The following is a 17,828-nucleotide window of genomic DNA, read 5'->3' as shown; positions in this document are numbered from 1 at the left end:
TTTCGCCAACTAATCAGCATGCTTACTATAACTTTGATGCCGCCATCCGGCTAGAGTTTCTTTGGCGGCCCCCGCCGTTCCACGAGTTCACGAGCTAAGGAACCCCACCATGCAGGTCACCAAACAGGCGCTCCGGGAAGACGGATTCGCCGGTTTCAGGACCATCGCTGACGTCGAAATCAACCGGATTCCGCAGGCACCAGGTATCTTCGCCGTCCTCCAGCCCGACGGATTCCAGGTGCAGTTCCTGGCGAAAAGCACGGCCGGGGTATTCAAGAAAAAGGACCCCTCGCTCCCCACGGAAAAGCTCGCTGCCGAATGGGTGGACGGTGCGGAGACCCTCTACGTCGGAAAGGCCGGACCGGGGAGCAAGGGCAACCGCGGCCTGCGCCGGCAGATCCAGGAGTTCCTCGACTTTGGCAACGGCAAGCCGCCCGGGCACTGGGACGGGCGGCTCATCTGGCAACTCGCAAACGCCAGGTCCCTGCTCATCGCCTGGAAAGAGCTGCCCGCCGGCGGGCTTAACCAGGCTGAGGCCAAGTATCACGCCGACTTCCGGGAGGCGTACGGCCGCCTGCCGTTCGCCAACCTGGTGCAGGCCCGGGTCAAGGGCTAGGCTCCGGACGGCACAGAAGCCAAGGGTTTAGTCGCGTCCCAGCCGCACCGTCCGTTTCCAGTTGGTTCCGTACTTCTGCATGTGAACGCGCGTACGGTCTGCGCGGAAGAAATCGTGTGCGAACTCCACCGGAGTTCCCTGTACGTCCCAGGCCACCCTGCGGATTTCCAGCAATGCCGATCCCGGCGGCACATCCAGCACACCCGCCTGCTCGGACGTGGCAGGCACGGCCTCCACCGTCTCGTCGGCCCGATCCAGTTCCAGGCCGTACCCGGTGGTCAGCAGGTGGTAGAGCGAACCCGTCAGGGGATGGGTGAGCAGTCCCGGGAAGCGGGCGGCCGGCAGCACGGACAGGTCCAGGGACCACGAGGTCCCGTCCACCAGCCGCAGCCGCTGGATCCGCAGGACTGCATCCCCCGCGTTCAGCTGCAGGTTCCGCCGCTCGTCCGGCTGCGGCAGGCCCATCTCGGCGCGCACCACGGTCGTGGAGATGGCGCGGCCCTGGTGCAGCACCATCTGGGGCACGCCCTCAACGGTGTTCAGGTGCCGTTGGATGCGGCCGTCGTTGAAGAACACTCCGCCCGAGCGGCCCAGCACCCGCCGGACCGTGCCCTCGGCCTCCATCCGGTCGATCGCCTGCCGGAGGACGGCGCGGCCAATGCCCAGCCGCTCGGCCAAAGCGCGTTCACTGCCCATCAGTTCGCCCGGGCGAAACATCTCCGCCCGCGCGAACCGTGCCAGTGCCGCATGGGCGGCATCGGCAGCCGTCATTCTGTCCGGCTCTCCGCCTGTGCCCGTCACCATCGTCCCAAAATATACAAACTAGGCACCGAGTGCGGAAAGCGACTCGTCGAGGGCTCCCACCAGCCAGTCGATGTCCATGGGCTGGAAGGCCAGCGGCGGGCGCAGCTTGAGGACATTCCCGTGCGGCCCTGCCACGGACGTCAACACGCCGCGGTCCCGGAGCTGTTCCAGCACGGCCAGCGCCAGCTCGCGGTCCGGTTCGCGGGTGCTGCGGTCCTTGACCAGCTCGAAGCCGATGAACAGGCCGGCGCCCCGGACATCACCCACCGACTCGTGGGTGTCCGCCAAACCGGCAAGCGCTGAAAGCAGGTGCGCTCCGACAACCCGGCTGTGCTCCTGCAGGCCCTCGGAGCGGATCGTGGACAGAACCGCCTGGGCGGCAGCCATGGAAACCGGGTTGCCGCCGAACGTGTTGAAGTAGGGGATCGTGTCGCTGAAGGAGGCCAGGACGTCGGCCTTGGCCACGAGTCCGGAGACCGGAATCCCGTTCCCCATCGGCTTGCCGAGCGTGACGACGTCGGGCACTATGCCGTGCCGCTGGAACCCCCAGAACGCCTCGCCGGTCCGCCCGAAACCGGGCTGTACTTCGTCCGCGATGATGATGCCGCCCGCACGGTGGATGACCTCGGCTGCTTCGCGCAGGTAACCGGCCGGCCCCGGCAGGACGCCGTCGGAGGAGAAAATCGAGTCGGCGATAAACCCGGCGAACCGGATGCCGTTCGCCTCCATGTCCGCAATCGCCGCGCGGATCCTGTTGGCGAACCAGGTGCCGAGCCCGGCGCCGTCCGGACCGGCCTCGGCACCCAGCCGGTAGGCATCCGGTGCTGCCACAAGGCGGGCGGTGGGCGCGAGCGGCTGCCCGGTTCCCAGCGCCGGGGAGACCCCCGAGGTCAGTTCGGAGGTGCCATGGTAAGCCTCCGTGGTGGCAATAATGCCCTCGCCGCCGCTATACGCCTTGGCCACGCGGATGGCGAGGTCGTTCGCTTCGGAGCCGGTGCACATGTACATGGCCTTGTCGAGCTCGGCCGGCATGGTGGAGAGGAGGTCGTCCGTGTAGTCCAGGATCCGTTCGTGCAGGTAACGGGTGTGCGTGTTCAGCTGCTGCATCTGGGCGGTCACGGCTGCCGTGACGGCCGGGTGGCAGTGGCCCAGGCTGGCCACGTTGTTGTAGGCGTCGAGGTATTTTCGGCCGGCAGCGTCCCACAGGTACTGCCCCTCGCCGCGGACCAGGTGCACCGGGTTGCGGTAGAAGAGCCGGTAGGAGGCGCCCAGGACGGTGTCCCTGCGCTCGGTCAGCAGCCGCGTCGCCGGATCGAGGCCGGCGGCGTCCTCCGTGCGGAAGCTGTTGGTGTCCATGATGGTGGAACGGATGACCATGGTCGGTGTCCTCGCTGTTCGGTGCATAAGAGTTCGGTGCATAAGCGTGCAATTGTCGTCCTGGCGGGCCCAACCCTCGGATCGAATTTCTGTCCTTCCAGTATGTTTGGGCGTCGCCGCCGAAAACCGCCGGCACATTAAGGCGGCGTTACTAAAAGCGGCCCTAAATTGAACGGTTTGTTTCCGAGTCGCGGCTTTGTTTCGAGGCCGTAAATTCCTCCGGATCGGCGCGGTCTGGCCGGTTCTGCCGTGCCATACTCGCTACTGGAGCCCAACCCTCCTCGCCTCCGAGGAGCATCCATGAACACCATGACAGACACTTCCCCGCTTGCCGTCTTCAACGGCCTGCGCCGCGGGGAACCGGCCCCTGCGTGGATCGGCGACGCCGTAACATCCGCCTGGGGCCTCAATCCGGCCCGGACCGTGATCACCCTGATCGCCGTCTCGGAGAACGCCACGTTCCGCATCGAGGTGGACGGCGTTCCCGTGTCCGTCCTGCGCGTGCACCGTCCCGGCCATGTGGGGGATGCCCGCCAGATCGCCGGCGAGCTCACCTGGGTCCGGCGCCTGGCGGAAGAAGCGGAAGTGCGCGTTCCCGACGTCGTGCCCACCGCCGGCGGTGACCTCCTGCATACCTTCACGGACCCGGGCGGGTCCGCATGGCACTGCGTCGCCTTTGCCTTCGTAGCCGGGGACATCCTCGAGGACTTCGCCGACCCGCGGCCTTACTACGCGGAAATCGGCGCAACCACGGCGCGACTGCACCAGCAGGTCAAGCGCTGGCCGCTGCCGGCCGACTTCACCCGCTTCTCCTGGCAGCTGAGCGACATGCTCGGTGAAACGAGCAGGTGGGGGGACTGGCGGCGCGCAGACCTCACGCCCGAACAGGCGGCCGTGCTGGGCCGCGCCGAATTCGCCGCCGTCGCGGCGCTGGACGGCCTTCCCGTATCGGGTGACAGCTGGGGACTGGTGCACGCAGACCTGCGGCCGTCCAACATCATGATCGACGGCGGCGCCCTCATCGTTATCGACTTTGACGATTGCGGCTTCTCCTGGCTGCTCTACGACTTCGCCTCAGCGTTGTCCTTCATCGAACACGAGCCCTACGCGCCGGACGTCGCGAAGAGCTGGGTGGCCGGCTACCGCACGGTCCGCCCCCTCACCGAGACGGACCTGAACCACGCCGCGGCCCTGAGCATGATCCGCCGGCTGACCATGCTCGGCTGGACCACCACCCACCGCGCCGACGCGCTGCCCGCGGAACTCTGGGATGCCCAGATCCCCGGCACGGTCGCCGTCGCGGAGCGCTACCTCACCTCGCCCACCTGGCTGTTCGACTGAGCCCTCGGCCCAGCTCTCGATGGAGCCCCCGGGCTCCGCAACCACGGCCACACTCACACTTCACTCCCACCTTTCCTGGAGACTCCCATGACTGAAACCCTTCCGGCCGCGGAACAGCGCGCCGTCGACAAAGCGTATTTTGAACAGCGAAGCCTAAGGCGCGGTGCCGCCGGCTGGCTTCTCCTGGCCGGCCTTGGAATCTCGTACGTGATTTCAGGCGATTTCTCGGGCTGGAACTTCGGCCTCGAAGCCGGCGGCTGGGGCGGCCTGCTGATCGCCTTCGTCCTGATGGGCGTTATGTACGCGTGCATGGTCTTCGGCCTGGCCGAAATGTCCTCCGCGCTCCCGGTGGCAGGCGCCGGCTACGGCTTCGCACGCCGCGCACTGGGCCGCCTGGGCGGTTTTGCCACCGGACTCGCGATCCTGATCGAGTACTCGATAGCCCCGGCCGCGATCGCCGTCTTCATCGGCGGCTACGTGGAGAGCCTGGGGCTGTTCGGCATCACGGACGGCTGGCCGGTATACCTCGTCTGCTTCGCGCTGTTCATCGGCATCCACCTCGTTGGCGTCGGCGAGGCGCTCAAGGCAATGTTCGTCATCACGGGCATCGCGGTGGTGGCGCTCATCGCGTTCGTCGTCGGAATGGTGCCGCACTTCGACGCCACGAAGCTGTTCGACATTCCCGTGAGCGACGCGGCCGGTGCCAGCACATTCCTGCCCAACGGTTTCGGCGGCATCATCGGCGCACTCGTCTTTGCCATCTGGTTCTTCCTGGCCGTGGAGGGCGTCCCGCTGGCCGCCGAGGAAGCGGAAAACCCGCAACGGGACATGCCGCGCGCCATCATCGTGGCCATGTCCGTCCTCGCGTTCACGGGGCTCTCCGTCCTGGTCCTGGCTCCGGGGGGCGCCGGCAGCGCGCTGATGAGCACGTCCGCGAGCCCGCTGCCGGACGCGCTGCGCGCCGTCGGCAACGAAGGCCTGGCTGTCTTCGTGAACTATGCCGGCCTCGCCGGGCTGGTGGCCAGCTTCTTCTCGATCGTCTACGCCTACTCCCGCCAGCTCTTCGCACTGTCCCGTGCCGGTTACCTGCCCACCTGGCTCAGCCGGACCAACTCGCGGAAAACGCCCACCTGGGCGCTGATCGTCCCCGGAATCGTTGGCTTCATCCTGGCCGCCGCGGTGGGCGACGGCGACAAGCTCATCAACATCGCCGTCTTCGGCGCAGCCGTGTCCTATGTGCTGCTCAACCTCTCACACATCGTGCTGCGCAAGCGTGAACCGGAGCTGCACCGCCCCTACCGGACGCCCGGCGGGGTGGTGACCACCGGCGTCGGACTGGCTCTTGCGGTCATCGCGGTGGTTGCCACCTTCCTCGTTGACATCCAGGCTGCGGCCATTACGGCCGGCATCTTCGTCGTCGGGCTGCTCTACTTTGCCTTCCACAGCCGCCACCACCTGGTGGCGGGCGCGCCGGAGGAGGAGTTTGCCCGCATCCGGGAGTCGGAAGCGGAGCTGCGCTGACCTGCGCTGACCTAGGCGGCGGGAGAACGACGACGGCGGGCGGAGCTTGGGGCCTCAAGTGTCCGTTCGCGCTGGTCAGGTTTAGGACGCAACCGTCCCGCCGTCGTCGTACGTGAACCTGCCGGCAACCAGCGTCGCCGCCACCGGCATCGACGCGAACACCTCGTCTGAAACGGCGAGCGGGTCGACGTCGAGCACTGCGATGTCCGCCGGGTCGCCCACCTTGATCCGGCTCCGTCCGCGGGCGGACGCCGCCAGGGCTTCCTCCCGGGTGATGGCCTGCTCGGGGTGCCACGGTCCGCGTCCGTCCCGGCCGGCCCTCGTGGTCGCGGCGGACATCGCGGTCCATGGATCCAGGGGCGCCACCGGAGCGTCCGAACCCAGCGCGAGCGTGGCCCCGGCAGCCAGCAGCGACCGCAGCGGGAACGCCCGGTCGGTGCGGTCGCCCCAGTTGGCGTCGGCGGCGTCGCGGTCGTCGAGGGCATGCGCCGGCTGGACGCTTGCCGTCAGGCCCAGCCGGCCAAAGCGGGCGAAGTCCTCCTGCCGGACGAACTGGGCATGTTCGATCCGTCCCCGGACGCCGGCGGCCTCGAAGGCGTCCAGCGCCACCTGGTTCGCTGCGTCGCCGATCGCGTGGACTGCCGGAACGAAGCCGGCGTCCCTGGCCCGGATGAGCAGCGCCAGCAGTTCCGGTTCGCTGACGGTGAGCAGGCCCCGCCCGCCGTGCGGATAGGGGTCCACGCAGTACGCGGTCCGGGTGTTCAGCGAGCCGTCGATCAGCACCTTGAGCGGCCCAACCCTGAGCAGGCCGTCCCCGCCCGGAATGTCCTGCCCGGTCCGCATAGCCTGCTGCTGCGCCCGGTCCAGGTGTTCCGGATAGACCCCCGCCTCCACCCGCAGGGAACCGAAGCCTGCGCCGACCCGCCGAAGCCACACGTCGCGGTTCCAGGTCATCTCAAAGTCCACGATCCCCACCACCCCGCGGGCGGCAGCCTTCCGTGCAGCCTCGCCAACCCAGGCGTCAACCACCGGATCAGGCAGCCGGCCGAGCTCCCGGGTCAGGGCAAAGGCCGGTTCCTCCCGCAGCAGGCCGCCGGCGTCCACTTCCACCCCGTAGCGTTTCGCTGCGGCGCTGTTCAGCCAGACGCAGTGCAGGTCATGGCTGATGAGCGCCGCAGGACGGCCCTGCGTCACGGCGTCGAGCATCGCCAAGCTGGGAACGTCCGCCCAGACGGCGTCACGGAAGCCGACGCCCACCAGCGTCGGGCCGCTGCCGCCGTCGTTCTGGTTGTGCACCGCAACGCGGAGGCCATTGCCGGCGATACGGGAACGGACGACGTCGACGGCGTCACTCGCCGACGCGGCGTGCGACAGGTCGATGCGGTTGGCGGCCATGGCCCACTGGGTCATGTGCACATGCTCATCCCAGAGGCCCGGGATGGCGTACCGGCCGCCGAAGTCAACGGTGCGCGCGCCGCTCCGCTGCCTATCCGCGGCCGTTATCCGGGTGACAACGCCCCGGGCAATGTGAATGTCCAAGCAGTCCGTCCCGCCGGGCTGCCGGACGGAGGCAAGGACGAGGTCGGGCGCAGCGGGTTCAGGCATACGGACAGGCTACTAAGAGTTTCCCTCTGCGCGGCTCCTGATCCCGTGGAGCATCCGCCGGGACATGATGAAACTGGCAACCTCCACCGCTTCGACCAGGCACCGGGCCCACCACTGCCGGTAGGCGTAACGTTCCCGCACCACCATCCGGGTGGTGCCGTCGGGCTGCGGTTGCAGGACAAACGCCCAGCTGAAGTCGAACGGCCCGGGCGGGGATCCGGGAGGAACGCGCAGCACGAGGGCGTTGCCCCGGTCTACCAGCCCCACTTCCAGATCGGCGGAAGCAGCGGGTGCCAGGTGAAAGCGGTCGCCTGCCTTGATGTCCTGCCACTCCGGGTGGACGCGGTCGGCGCTGTGGATGTCCAGGCCGGCGAGGTTTTCCAGGAAGTCGTAGCTGTAGAGTCCGCCGCGGCCCTGCCCCATCTGCGCCAGCCAGGGCCACACCTCATCCGCCGGAGCCTTGATGGTGATCGCCCGCGTGGACTGCAGATCCGCGGTGGACAGGAATTCGTCGCCAGGCAGCCCGCCGTCGGCTTCGGCGTCCGTGGCACCCCAGCGCAACTGAAAACGCCGGAACAGGAAGGCCGATGCCACCAGCCAGGCGAACACTGCGGGCTTGGAAATATGTTGTATGTTCCGTGGCTTCCTCATCGGGCAATTCTCCAGACCGCCGGTTCCCCTGTCACGGGCCATAAGCCCCGGGGCCGTCCCGCGGGCAAACCCCGCCCGGGTTCGGCCCGCACCCGGTAAAGGGGTCTTTCGTCCCTTACTGTTGCGGCGCGGACCGGCCATCCTTGATGTGGGGCATCTCACGCCTGCGTTACTCACGCACGCACCTTGGGGAGGGAAATGCTTCGCCGATCAGTACCAGGTCTCGCTACAACATTGGGGAAGGGATGGTGCAGTGCGCCTCCCGGACATAGCAGGAGACCCGGCTTCATGAATCAGCACGCCCGAACTGTCCTGGGTACTCGACCCTCCGTCATCTCCCGTCATGGAGCCTCATCCACCACGCACTATGAACACTCGGACCATCGGCTGAAGGTGGTGGTCCGCATCGAAGCGGACCTGGAGGCTGCCAGCATCGAAGTCCGTGGCGTAGTGACGGGGGCCAACCTCCGCGCCCTGTACGTGGTCGCGCGGCGAACCACCTCGCTGCTGCACGGCAAAGAAATTACCATCGACCTCTCCCGCGCCCGGGTCACTGACACGGTCCTGGAACAACTCCACGAGTGCGCCCGCCTGTCCCGGCTGGCGTCCGGAGTGGACCGCTCCTTGGTGCCGTGCCGCGTGAAAATCGTTGACCCCGGCTTTATCCACAGAGTCAAGGAGTACGCATGAAAGCGCTCGTCTACGGCGGCCCCGGCGAAAAGTCATGGACCGACGTCCCGGATCCCACCATCCAGAACCCCAGCGACGTGATCGTCAAGGTGGACACCACCACCATCTGTGGAACGGACCTGCACATCCTCAAGGGAGACGTGCCCGCAGTGCAGAAAGGCCGGATCCTGGGCCACGAAGGCGTAGGGACCATCACCGAAGTCGGCTCCTCGGTTACCAGCCTGAAGGTGGGGGACCGGGTCATCATTTCCTGCATCAAGTCCTGCGGCCACTGCGCCAACTGCAAGACCGGGCTTTACTCGCACTGCATGGGCGAGGAAGGGGCATCCGGCATCGGCTGGGTCTTCGGCCACCTGATTGACGGCACGCAGGCCGAATATGTGCGCGTCCCGTACGCGGAGAACTCGCTGCACCTCCTCCCTGAAGGAGTCAGCGACGACCAGGCCGTGATGCTCTCCGACATCCTGCCCACCGGCTTCGAGATCGGCGTGCAGTACGGGCGGGTCAAGCCGGGGGACACCGTGGCGGTTGTGGGCGCGGGTCCGGTCGGGTTGGCAGCTATCGCCACCGCAGGACTGTACGGCGCGGCAACCATCATCGCGATCGACCTTGACGCGAACCGGCTGGAAAAGTCCCGCGAGTTTGGCGCCACCGACGTCGTCCTCTCCGGCGACGCCGACTGGAAGGAACAGGTACTGGCGCTCACTGACGGGCAGGGTGTGGACGTGGCCATCGAGGCGGTGGGCATCCCGGCGACCTTCGGCATGTGCACAGAGGTGGTGCGCCCCGGCGGCAACGTGGCCAACGTGGGCGTGCACGGCAAGTCCGTCGAACTCCATGTGGAAAACCTCTGGATCCAGAACATCAACATCAGCATGGGCCTGGTCAATGCCAACACCACGCCGATGCTCCTCAAGCTGGTGGCGCAGAAGAAGGTTCCGGCCGAGAAATTCGCCACCCACCACTTCACGTTCGACCAGTTCATGGACGCCTACGATACCTTCGCCCGCGCCGCCGAAACCAAGGCCCTCAAAGTCGTGATCACGGCGTGAAAGCGTCCGCCCGCTCAAAAGAGCGGCGGATAAGACCCCGGGGGGCCAAGCAAGAGGCAAGAAAGGACTGGCCATGAAACCAGGCCGGATAGTCATGCTGGTGCTCGGCACCCTCGCCGCCCTGATGGGGCTTGGACTGCTGACAGCCGCCGGCGCCGTCGGATGGGTCAACTTCCAGCAGCGCGACAACGGATATTTGACCACGCCCACCGAGCGCTACGACGTGGCCACGCGTGCCATCACCTCGCCCGGCCTGAACGTTCTGGTGGATGAGGAACTGCCGGACGTCCTGCCGGTGGACAGCGCTGGCCGGTTGCTGCTGCGCGGCACGGCGGCGGCCGGGCAGCAGATCTTCATCGGGATCGGACCGCAGGAGGACGTTGCCCGGTACCTTGACAACGTCCGGCACTCCGAAATCACTGAGTTGAAGTCCTACCCGTTCCGCGTCCAGTACCGTGAGGTCCCCGGCGACGCCGTACCCGCTGCCCCCGGGGCGCAGTCGTTCTGGTCCACCTCCGCCCGGGGAACGGGAACCCAGCAGATTGAGTGGGACCTGCGCAGCGGCCGCTGGGCCGTGGTGGTTATGAACGCCGACGGCGCCGCCCCGGTCTCCGTGGACCTGCAGGCAGGCGTGCGGTCCGATCTGTTGTTGCCGGTCTTCATCGGCCTCCTGATCGGCGGCATCGCCCTGCTGGTGGTGGGGGTGCCGCTGATTGTGGCCGGCGCCGCAGGGCTCGGCAGGCATGGCCCGCCGCCGCATTACCCGGCGGCCGCGCCGATGGGCCCCGGCTCCGTGCCAGTGGGGCCGGACGCCCATGCCCCGTACGCCGCAGCTCCGGGGGCCGCAGGTCCCTACCCTACGGCGGCCGCGGCCATACCGCCCGGAGGCGGCCGCACGCCGCTGCCCACGGACCCGCAGCCATCGGACACTTCCCGGTACCCGGTTCGGCTGAATGGTTATCTGGACCCGGCCCTCTCACGCGGCATGTGGCTGATCAAGTGGTTCCTGGCCATCCCGCACTACATCGTGCTGTTCTTCCTCTGGTTCGCCTTCTTCGTGACCACCATCGTGGCGGGCTTTGCCATCCTGTTCACCGGCCGCTATCCGCGCTCGCTGTTCAACTTCAACGTGGGCGTCCTGCGGTGGAACTGGCGGGTTGCCTTCTACGCCTATGCAGCGATCGGAACGGACCGCTACCCGCCCTTCACCCTGGCCCGGACGGACTACCCGGCGGATTTCGACGTCGACTATCCCGAGCACCTCTCCCGGGGCCTGGTCCTGGTTAAATGGTGGCTGCTGGCCCTTCCCCAGCTCCTGATTGTCGCCGCCTTCTCAGGCGCGGCAAGCACGTGGGGCAACCGGCGCACATGGGTGGACGGCAGATGGGTGGACGGCACCTGGGCTGACGGGACCTGGGTGGGTTACCAGGGCGGCGGCGGGATCTCGCTGATCGGGCTGCTGGTGATCGTGGCCGGTTTCAGCCTGCTGTTTACGGGCCGCTTCGGCCGGAGGCTTTTTGACCTGCTGATCGGCCTGAACCGCTGGACCCACCGCGTCATTGCCTACGTGGCGCTGATGCGGGACGAGTACCCTCCGTTCCGCCTCGACATGGGGCCGACAGACCCGGCCGACGCACCGCCGGCCGGTTATCTTCCGCCGCCGGTGCCAGCCTCGCAGTCCGCCGTGCCCCCTGGCCCGCCGGTGCCGCCGGCAGCAGGCCCGCGCACGCAGCCGCCCCCGGCGCCCCCGCGCGCTGAGCCTCCGGAGGGCTGATCCCTTCGGAGGGCTGATCCCCAGTGCCCTTGCCACCTGCGGCCCACAGGAAGATAGTGGGAGGAATCGTCCACTTCCGGGCAGGAGGCCCGCAATGCCGCAGGAAAACACAACCGGGTCCGGTGGTCTCCTGAAGGGCCGGACCGCCCTGGTGTACGGCGCCGGCGGTCCCGTCGGAGGGGCCGTCGCGCGGGCCTTCGCGGCGGAGGGCGCGGACGTCTTCCTGGCCGGCCGGACGGAATCCCGCCTCCTCAAGGTAGCCCGCGACATCCGCGAGGCGGGCGGCAGCGCGGATACCGCCGTCGTCGATGCCCTGGACGAAAACCAGGTGGATGCCTTCGTGGACCAGGCCGCAAAGAAGACCAGGCGCATTGACATCTCCTTCAACCTGATCTCCTACGGGGACGTCCAGCAGCCGCTGATGGAGATCGCCGCCGATGACTTCAGCCAGCCCATCAGTGCAGCCACGCGGACCCACTTCCTCACCACCCGCGCCGCGGCGCGGCACATGATCAGGCAGCGTTCCGGCGTGGTTCTGATGTTCGGCGGCTCGGGTCCGCAGACCCTGCACGGGCTGGGCGGGTTCAAGATTGCGCTGGACGCCATGGAGGGCCAGCGCCGGCAGTGGGCGCTGGAACTCGGCAAAAGCGGCGTCCGGGTGGTCACGCTGGTGACGGGCGGGATCGTGGAAACCATTCCCTGGCAGGCTGAGGGGCGTGAAGAGATTGTGGAGGAAATCACCCGGACCGCGCACCTGAACCGGACGGCAACGCTGGAGGATGTGGGCAACGTGGCGGTGTTCGTCGCCTCGGACCGGGCCGGCGCCATCACCGACGCCACCGTGAATATTTCCTGCGGCGCGATCGTGGACTACTGAGCCCTCGCCCCGCCGTCGCGGTCGCGTTCGGCAAGGAGCTGCCGCAGTTCCCGGAGGATCTCCAGTTGTTGGTTGTTGATGTCGGTCAGCTTCTGGATTTCGTCCTCCGCCCGCACATCGGTGTCGTAGTCATGCTGGGCCATGGCGGCTGCGATGGCATCCTGCCGCTTGGCGGCGATGAGCAGGATGGCGCCCTGCAGGCCGGCCAGCATGGACAGGAACAGGTTCAGCAGGATGTAGGGGTAGGGATCCCACGCTCTGTCGGCAAGAGCAAACGAATTGACCAGTGCCCACGCGATCATGGACGCGATGAAGATTCCCACGAACGGCCAGCTGCCCATGCCGTTGCGCAGGACGTCGGCTGCCCGTTGCCCCTTGCTCAGTCCGGCTTTGTGTTCGGCGTGCCACGTTTTCTTGTGCTCGGTCATGTGCCCAGCGTAGGCGCTGGAGCAGGCGTGGCCCCTAAGCCACCAGGTTGTCCGCGGCGGTGTCCATGTGTTCGCGGATGGTCTTGCGGGCCAGGGAAGCGTCCCCGGTTTCGATGGCGGCCACGATGTCGTGGTGCCGGTCCACGCTCATGTTCGAAACGCCCTTTTCCAGTCCGGCAAACATGATGGACATCCGGATGGAACCTTCCAGTGATTCCCAAGAGTGCAGGAGCGTCTCGTTGCCGGTGAGGCGGCACAGGGTGCGGTGGAATTCGAGGTCGGATTCGATCCGCTCTTCGAGGCTGCCCTTGGCTGCCGCATCCATGGCGCCGATGGCAGCCCGCAGCGAGCCGATCACGTGCTGGCGGTCCGGGAGCTCACATAGGGTGCGGGCGGCCAGGGATTCCAGCGCCGCACGCACCGAGTAGATGTCACGGATTTCCTTGGCATCGAGGTGCCGGACGGAAAGGCGGCCGCGCGGCCCGGCTGAGAGCAGGCCTTCCTGCTCCAGCTGCCGCAGCGCTTCCCGGAGTGTTCCGCGGCTGATCTGCAGCATGTCCGAGAGTTCGGTTTCCACCAGGTGCCGGCCGGGTTCCAGTTCGCCGCTGGTGATGGCGGTGCGCAGCGCGGAAAGGGCCTGCTCGCGGAGGCTCTTTTTCTGCAGTCCCAGCAGTGGTGCTGTCACTCCGGCCATCGTTGCACTTCCTCAATGTCAGTGGTCGACTGTCTACAGTCGGTGTGTTAACTGTTGATGGTACGGCAGAAGCGCGGGCCCGTCTCCTGTCCGGGGCCGCGCCTCCGCCGTCGGTCTCTAAACCGCGCTGCGGCTAGCTCAGTTCCGCGAGCACTTTCGCCACGATCCGCTGCACGGAGAGGCCGTAGCGTTCGTGCAGGGTGGGCAGGGCACCGGCGTCAAGGAACTCGTCCGGCAGCGCCACCGGAACCACCCGCTTGCCCAGGCCGGCGGTAACGACGGCGGATGCGACGGTTTCGAACAGTCCGCCGATCACGCTGTGGTTTTCCAGCGTCACAGCCAGGCGGTCGGTGTTGATCTCTGCCAGCACGGTGGCGGCGTCGAACGGCTTGATAGTGGGGGTATGGACGACGGCGACGTCCACGTTGTGCGCGGCCAGCGCCTTCGCTGCCTGCAGCGCCCGCATGGTCATGAGCCCGCTGGAGATGAAGACGACGTCGTTCCCGCCGCGCAGGACCTTCGCCTTGCCGAGCTCGAAGGTGTATCCGTATTCATCCAGCACAGCGGGGACGTTGCCGCGGAGCAGCCGGAGGTACGTCGGTCCCTCGCTGGCGGCGAGCTGGGGAACGGCCTGTTCGATGTCGATCGAGTCGCAGGGGTCCACGATGGTCAGGTTGGGCATGCCGCGGAAGATCGCCATGTCCTCGGTGGCCTGGTGGCTGGGACCGTAGCCGGTGGTCAGCCCGGGCAAACCGCCCACGATGTTCACGTTCAGGTTGGGCTCGGCGCTGTCCAGGCAGAGAAAATCGTAGGCCCGGCGGGCGGCGAACACGGAGTACGTGGACGCGAACGGCACCAGCCCCGTCTCGGCCAGGCCCGCGGCCGCTCCGAAGAGCAGTTGCTCGGCCATGCCCATCTGGAAGAAGCGTTCCGGGAATGCCTGCGCGAAGATGTGCATGTCCGTGTATTTGCCCAGGTCGGCGGTAAGGCCAACGATCTTGTCGTTCTCCTGCGCGGCCTTCACCAGTGCATGGCCGAACGGGGCGGAAGCGGTCTTCTGGCCGGGATCGGCGAAGGACGCGATCATGGCCGATGTCTTCAGCTTGGGGGTGGCGCCCTTTACGGCGGCTGCTGTGCTCATCGTCCGGTGGTCCCTTCGAATCCTGCGGTCAGTTGTTCGCGGCATAGCTGCCATTCGTGTTCTTCGATGCGCATGAAGTGCGCCTTTTCGCGCTCTTCCAGCAGCGGTACTCCGCGTCCCACTTTCGTGTCGCACAGGATCACGGAAGGACGTCCGACGGCGGCAGCCTGGGCGGCTGCGTTGTCGAAGGCCTGCAGGAGTGCGGCCATGTTGTTGCCGTCCACCCGCTGGGTGTACCAGCCGAAGGATTCCCACTTTTCGGTCACAGGCTCGGTGCGGAGCACGGTGTCCGTTTTCCCGTCCGCCTGCAGTGCGTTGATGTCCACCATCGCGGTGAGGTTGCCCAGCTGGTGGTGGTGCGCGCCCATGGCGGCCTCCCAGGTGGAGCCTTCGTCCAGTTCGCCGTCGGAGAGGAAGTTGTAGACCCTCGCCCCGGAGCCCTGGTACCTCAGGCCCAGTGCCATGCCCACCGCGATGGTGAGGCCGTGGCCCAGGGAGCCGCCGGAGATCTCCATCCCGGGGGTGTAGGTGGACATCCCGGACATCGGCAGCCGGGAGTCGTCTGAGCCATACGTCTCGAGTTCCTCCACCGGGACAATCCCGGCTTCGGCGAGGGCGGCGTAGTGCCCGATCGCGTAGTGGCCGGTGGAGAGCAGGAACCGGTCCCGGCCCTCCCACTCGGGGTTATCGGCGCGGTAGCGGAGCTGGTCGGCGTAAACCGCGGCCAGCATGTCCGCCGCGCCGAGCGCCTGGCCCACGTAGCCCTGGCCCTGGACCTCGCCCATATTCAGGGCGTGGTGACGGATCCGGTAGGCGGCGGCTGAAACACTGTCAACGCGTTCTGTTGTGGTGGCCATGGTTTCCCGTGTGGCGGTCATTGGGGCTTCTTCTGTGGTTGTCATCAGGCGTTCACCGACTGGGGGGTGCTTTTGGTGGCTTCGTCGGCCAGCTCGCGCTCACGCTTGCCCCAGGTTTCGCGGGTGGTGATGGCGGCCCAGAGCCCGATCAGAGCGTAGCTGCCGAAGAGCAGTGCCGGTCCCATCCAGCCGAAGCTGACAAACAGCAGCGTGGTGATGAAGGGGGTGAAGCCGGAGACCATGGCGGAGATCTGGTAGGCCAGCGAGGCGCCGGAGGCGCGGGTCTTGGCCTGGAAGAGCTCCGGGAACCAAGCACCCTGGGCGCCGGCCAGGGAGTTCTGGCAGACCGCGTAGGAGAGTATCAGGGTGGCGATGACGAAGATGAACATTCCGGTGTTGACCAGCAGGAACATCGGAACGGCGAACAGTACGGCGAAGGCGCAGGACCAGATGTAGAGCGGGCGGCGGCCGATCCTGTCCGTCAGCCGGGCCCAGGCCTGGGTGGCGAAGATGCCGATCGCCGAGGCGATGCAGAGGGCCACGAGCGTCTGGGTCTTGTCCGCCAGGTGCTGGCTGTTCAGGTAGGAAATCATGTACGTGACGGAGACGGCGTAGCCGGCGGTCTCGGCGATGCGGAGGCCGATGCCCTTCACGATGTTGCGCCAGTCGGTCTTGAGGACCTCGACGATGGGTGACTTCACGATGTGGCCGCTGTCCTTGACCTCGTCAAAGACGGGGGACTCGGGCACCTTGGACCGGATGATCAGGCCGACGGCCACCAGCACGATGCTGGCGAGGAACGGAATGCGCCAGGCGAGTTCGCCGCCGAGGTTCACGCTGACGAGGAATACGAGGTTGGCGAGGAGGAGGCCCACGGGGAATCCGGCCTGCACGATGCCGGTGTACTTTCCCTTGGACTTCCAGGGCGCGTGCTCATAGCTCATCAGGATGGCGCCGCCCCATTCTGCGCCGAAGGCCAGGCCTTGGACGATGCGGACGAATACCAGCAGTGCGGGAGCCAGCAGGCCCACCTGGCTGTAGGTGGGGAGCAGGCCGATCAGGAACGTGGCAACGCCCATGAGGATCAGGGAGGCAACGAGGACGGGCTTGCGGCCGAGCTTGTCGCCCAGGTGGCCGCCGATGATGCCGCCGATGGGCCGGGCCGCAAAGCCCACCCCCAGGGTGGCGAAGGCCGCCAACGTACCGGTCACCGGATCGCCGGTGGGGAAGAAGGCCGTTCCGAAGTACAGTGCGGCCGCAGTGCCGAATCCGATGAAGTCGTAGGTCTCGATTACTGCGCCGACGCCGGAGCCGATGGCTACCCTTCTGGCGTCCTTTGTGCCGTGCACGTGGCCGCGCATTTTCAGAGCTTCGTTGCTCATAGCTGGTTCCCTTTCGAAGAGCGGGCAACGCTTCCGCACCGCCGCTGTCGACTGTTAACAAATGATATGCCAGTGTGACCCCGGTCATGCATCAATGTCAACAGTCAATGTTGGAGGTTGACTGTCAACAGTGAAGCCCCTACAGTGATTCACATCACCCCGCTCGTTCAGAGGATCAACGAAGATGTTCAACTCCCGACTCGGCTGCTCGTCCATCAGCTTCCGGCACCAGGACCTGGGCACGGCCCTGCGGACCATCAGCGCCTTGGGCTTCGAAGAAATCGACCTGGGTGCACTGCCCGGCGTCTGCGACCACGTTCCGTATGAACTGGATGCGGACGCCGTCACGGCCGTCACCCCGAAGGTTGCCGCCTCCGGGCTGCGCGTCCGTTCGGTCAACGGGGACATCGGGGATCTCAATGCAGTGCTCGACGCCGGCGGGCAGGCCGCCCGCGAACGGCACCTGGTGGCGCTGCTCACCCTCACGGCCAACACCGGCGCGAAGGCACTGGTGCTTCCGTGCGGTGCCTTGGGTCACGATCCGGTCCGTAGCGTTGACGAGGACCTGGACACCATCGCGGCCCAGCTCATCCATGCCGGGCAGCGTGCCGCTGAATTCGGCGTCGAACTCTGGACCGAATCCCTGCACTTCCTGAGGTTCTGCTGGAACCTGGAGCGCGCTGAACTGCTGGCGCACCGGCTGGCCGGCTCCGGAGTGGGGATTGTCATGGACTTCAGCCACATCGTTGCCGCCGGCGAGGACCCGCTTGAATACCTCGAACGGCACGACGGCCGGATTACCCACGTCCATATCAGGGACGCCGTGCCCGGCAACATCAACCTCAGCGTCGGAAACGGCCGGGCGGACTTTGCCGCCGGGCTGCGCTCGCTCGCAGCGCGGGGCTACACCGGGCACTTCTCCCTGGAGCTGGAAACCCGGGACGTCACACACGACGAACGCCCGGCGGCCGCGGCCAAGGCAGCCAGCTTCATCTCAGACCTCATCTGACCACCACAT

The 17,828-nt window shown here is 66.9% G+C and carries 17 protein-coding genes; 8 read left to right on the top strand and 9 right to left on the bottom strand.

The window, feature by feature from the left end:
* The first annotated feature begins 109 nt into the window (after nt 1-109).
* Complete coding sequence (locus AC1MDG_RS20545) at nt 110-616, top strand: hypothetical protein (RefSeq protein ID WP_479806502.1); 507 nt, start codon at nt 110-112, stop codon at nt 614-616.
* 27 nt (nt 617-643) lie between these two features.
* On the opposite strand, the gene AC1MDG_RS20540 is transcribed toward AC1MDG_RS20545, so the two are convergent.
* The gene (locus tag AC1MDG_RS20540; RefSeq protein ID WP_479806500.1) at nt 644-1,387 is read right to left on the bottom strand and encodes a GntR family transcriptional regulator; all 744 of its coding nucleotides are present in this window, start codon (nt 1,385-1,387) and stop codon (nt 644-646) included.
* A gap of 51 nt (nt 1,388-1,438) precedes the next feature.
* The gene (locus AC1MDG_RS20535) at nt 1,439-2,797 is read right to left on the bottom strand and encodes an aspartate aminotransferase family protein (protein ID WP_479806498.1); all 1,359 of its coding nucleotides are present in this window, start codon (nt 2,795-2,797) and stop codon (nt 1,439-1,441) included.
* Nucleotides 2,798-3,097: 300 nt separating this feature from the next.
* On the opposite strand from AC1MDG_RS20535, the gene AC1MDG_RS20530 reads away from it, so the two are divergent.
* Nucleotides 3,098-4,138, top strand: a complete 1,041-nt coding sequence (locus tag AC1MDG_RS20530) for a phosphotransferase enzyme family protein (protein ID WP_479806496.1) — start codon at nt 3,098-3,100, stop codon at nt 4,136-4,138.
* Between the two features lie 87 nt (nt 4,139-4,225).
* A complete protein-coding gene (gene eat, locus AC1MDG_RS20525; protein WP_479806494.1) occupies nt 4,226-5,659 on the top strand; it encodes an ethanolamine permease in 1,434 nt (477 codons plus the stop codon).
* A gap of 81 nt (nt 5,660-5,740) precedes the next feature.
* On the opposite strand, the gene AC1MDG_RS20520 is transcribed toward eat, so the two are convergent.
* The gene (locus tag AC1MDG_RS20520; RefSeq protein WP_479806492.1) at nt 5,741-7,264 is read right to left on the bottom strand and encodes an amidohydrolase; all 1,524 of its coding nucleotides are present in this window, start codon (nt 7,262-7,264) and stop codon (nt 5,741-5,743) included.
* Nucleotides 7,265-7,276: 12 nt separating this feature from the next.
* Nucleotides 7,277-7,915, bottom strand: a complete 639-nt coding sequence (locus tag AC1MDG_RS20515) for an SRPBCC family protein (RefSeq protein ID WP_479806490.1) — start codon at nt 7,913-7,915, stop codon at nt 7,277-7,279.
* 288 nt (nt 7,916-8,203) lie between these two features.
* On the opposite strand from AC1MDG_RS20515, the gene AC1MDG_RS20510 reads away from it, so the two are divergent.
* The 4 genes from AC1MDG_RS20510 to AC1MDG_RS20495 all read left to right on the top strand — a co-directional run bounded on the left by AC1MDG_RS20510 (nt 8,204) and on the right by AC1MDG_RS20495 (nt 12,308).
* Complete coding sequence (locus AC1MDG_RS20510) at nt 8,204-8,605, top strand: hypothetical protein (protein ID WP_479806488.1); 402 nt, start codon at nt 8,204-8,206, stop codon at nt 8,603-8,605.
* A complete protein-coding gene (locus AC1MDG_RS20505) occupies nt 8,602-9,657 on the top strand; it encodes a zinc-dependent alcohol dehydrogenase family protein (RefSeq protein ID WP_043485412.1) in 1,056 nt (351 codons plus the stop codon). Before AC1MDG_RS20510 ends, AC1MDG_RS20505 begins: the two co-directional genes overlap by 4 nt.
* A gap of 73 nt (nt 9,658-9,730) precedes the next feature.
* Nucleotides 9,731-11,431 (top strand): DUF4389 domain-containing protein, encoded by a 1,701-nt coding sequence (locus AC1MDG_RS20500; protein WP_479806486.1) that lies wholly within the window; start codon nt 9,731-9,733, stop codon nt 11,429-11,431.
* Nucleotides 11,432-11,525: 94 nt separating this feature from the next.
* Complete coding sequence (locus AC1MDG_RS20495) at nt 11,526-12,308, top strand: SDR family NAD(P)-dependent oxidoreductase (RefSeq protein ID WP_479806484.1); 783 nt, start codon at nt 11,526-11,528, stop codon at nt 12,306-12,308.
* Here the strand turns inward: AC1MDG_RS20495 and AC1MDG_RS20490 are convergent.
* The 5 genes from AC1MDG_RS20490 to AC1MDG_RS20470 form a co-directional block, all read right to left on the bottom strand.
* Nucleotides 12,302-12,736, bottom strand: coding sequence for a DUF1003 domain-containing protein (locus tag AC1MDG_RS20490; RefSeq protein ID WP_479806482.1), 435 nt, complete (start codon nt 12,734-12,736; stop codon nt 12,302-12,304). The two genes, AC1MDG_RS20495 and AC1MDG_RS20490, sit on opposite strands and share 7 nt — an antisense overlap.
* A 34-nt stretch (nt 12,737-12,770) precedes the next feature.
* Nucleotides 12,771-13,430 (bottom strand): GntR family transcriptional regulator, encoded by a 660-nt coding sequence (locus AC1MDG_RS20485; protein ID WP_043485402.1) that lies wholly within the window; start codon nt 13,428-13,430, stop codon nt 12,771-12,773.
* 133 nt (nt 13,431-13,563) lie between these two features.
* Nucleotides 13,564-14,571 (bottom strand): transketolase family protein, encoded by a 1,008-nt coding sequence (locus AC1MDG_RS20480; protein ID WP_479806480.1) that lies wholly within the window; start codon nt 14,569-14,571, stop codon nt 13,564-13,566.
* Nucleotides 14,568-15,449, bottom strand: coding sequence for a transketolase (locus AC1MDG_RS20475; protein ID WP_479806478.1), 882 nt, complete (start codon nt 15,447-15,449; stop codon nt 14,568-14,570). Before AC1MDG_RS20475 ends, AC1MDG_RS20480 begins: the two co-directional genes overlap by 4 nt.
* Before the next feature lie 23 nt (nt 15,450-15,472).
* On the bottom strand, nt 15,473-16,810 hold the full coding sequence (locus AC1MDG_RS20470; protein ID WP_479806476.1) for an MFS transporter: 1,338 nt from the start codon (nt 16,808-16,810) through the stop codon (nt 15,473-15,475).
* Nucleotides 16,811-16,994: 184 nt separating this feature from the next.
* Here AC1MDG_RS20470 and AC1MDG_RS20465 point away from each other — a divergent pair, with 184 nt between their 5' ends.
* Nucleotides 16,995-17,819, top strand: coding sequence for a sugar phosphate isomerase/epimerase family protein (locus AC1MDG_RS20465; RefSeq protein WP_479806474.1), 825 nt, complete (start codon nt 16,995-16,997; stop codon nt 17,817-17,819).
* Nucleotides 17,820-17,828 lie beyond the last annotated feature (9 nt).

The sequence above is a fragment of the Arthrobacter sp. AIWTK1 genome (assembly GCF_056680535.1).
This window is presented reverse-complemented; position numbering and strand designations above follow the sequence as displayed.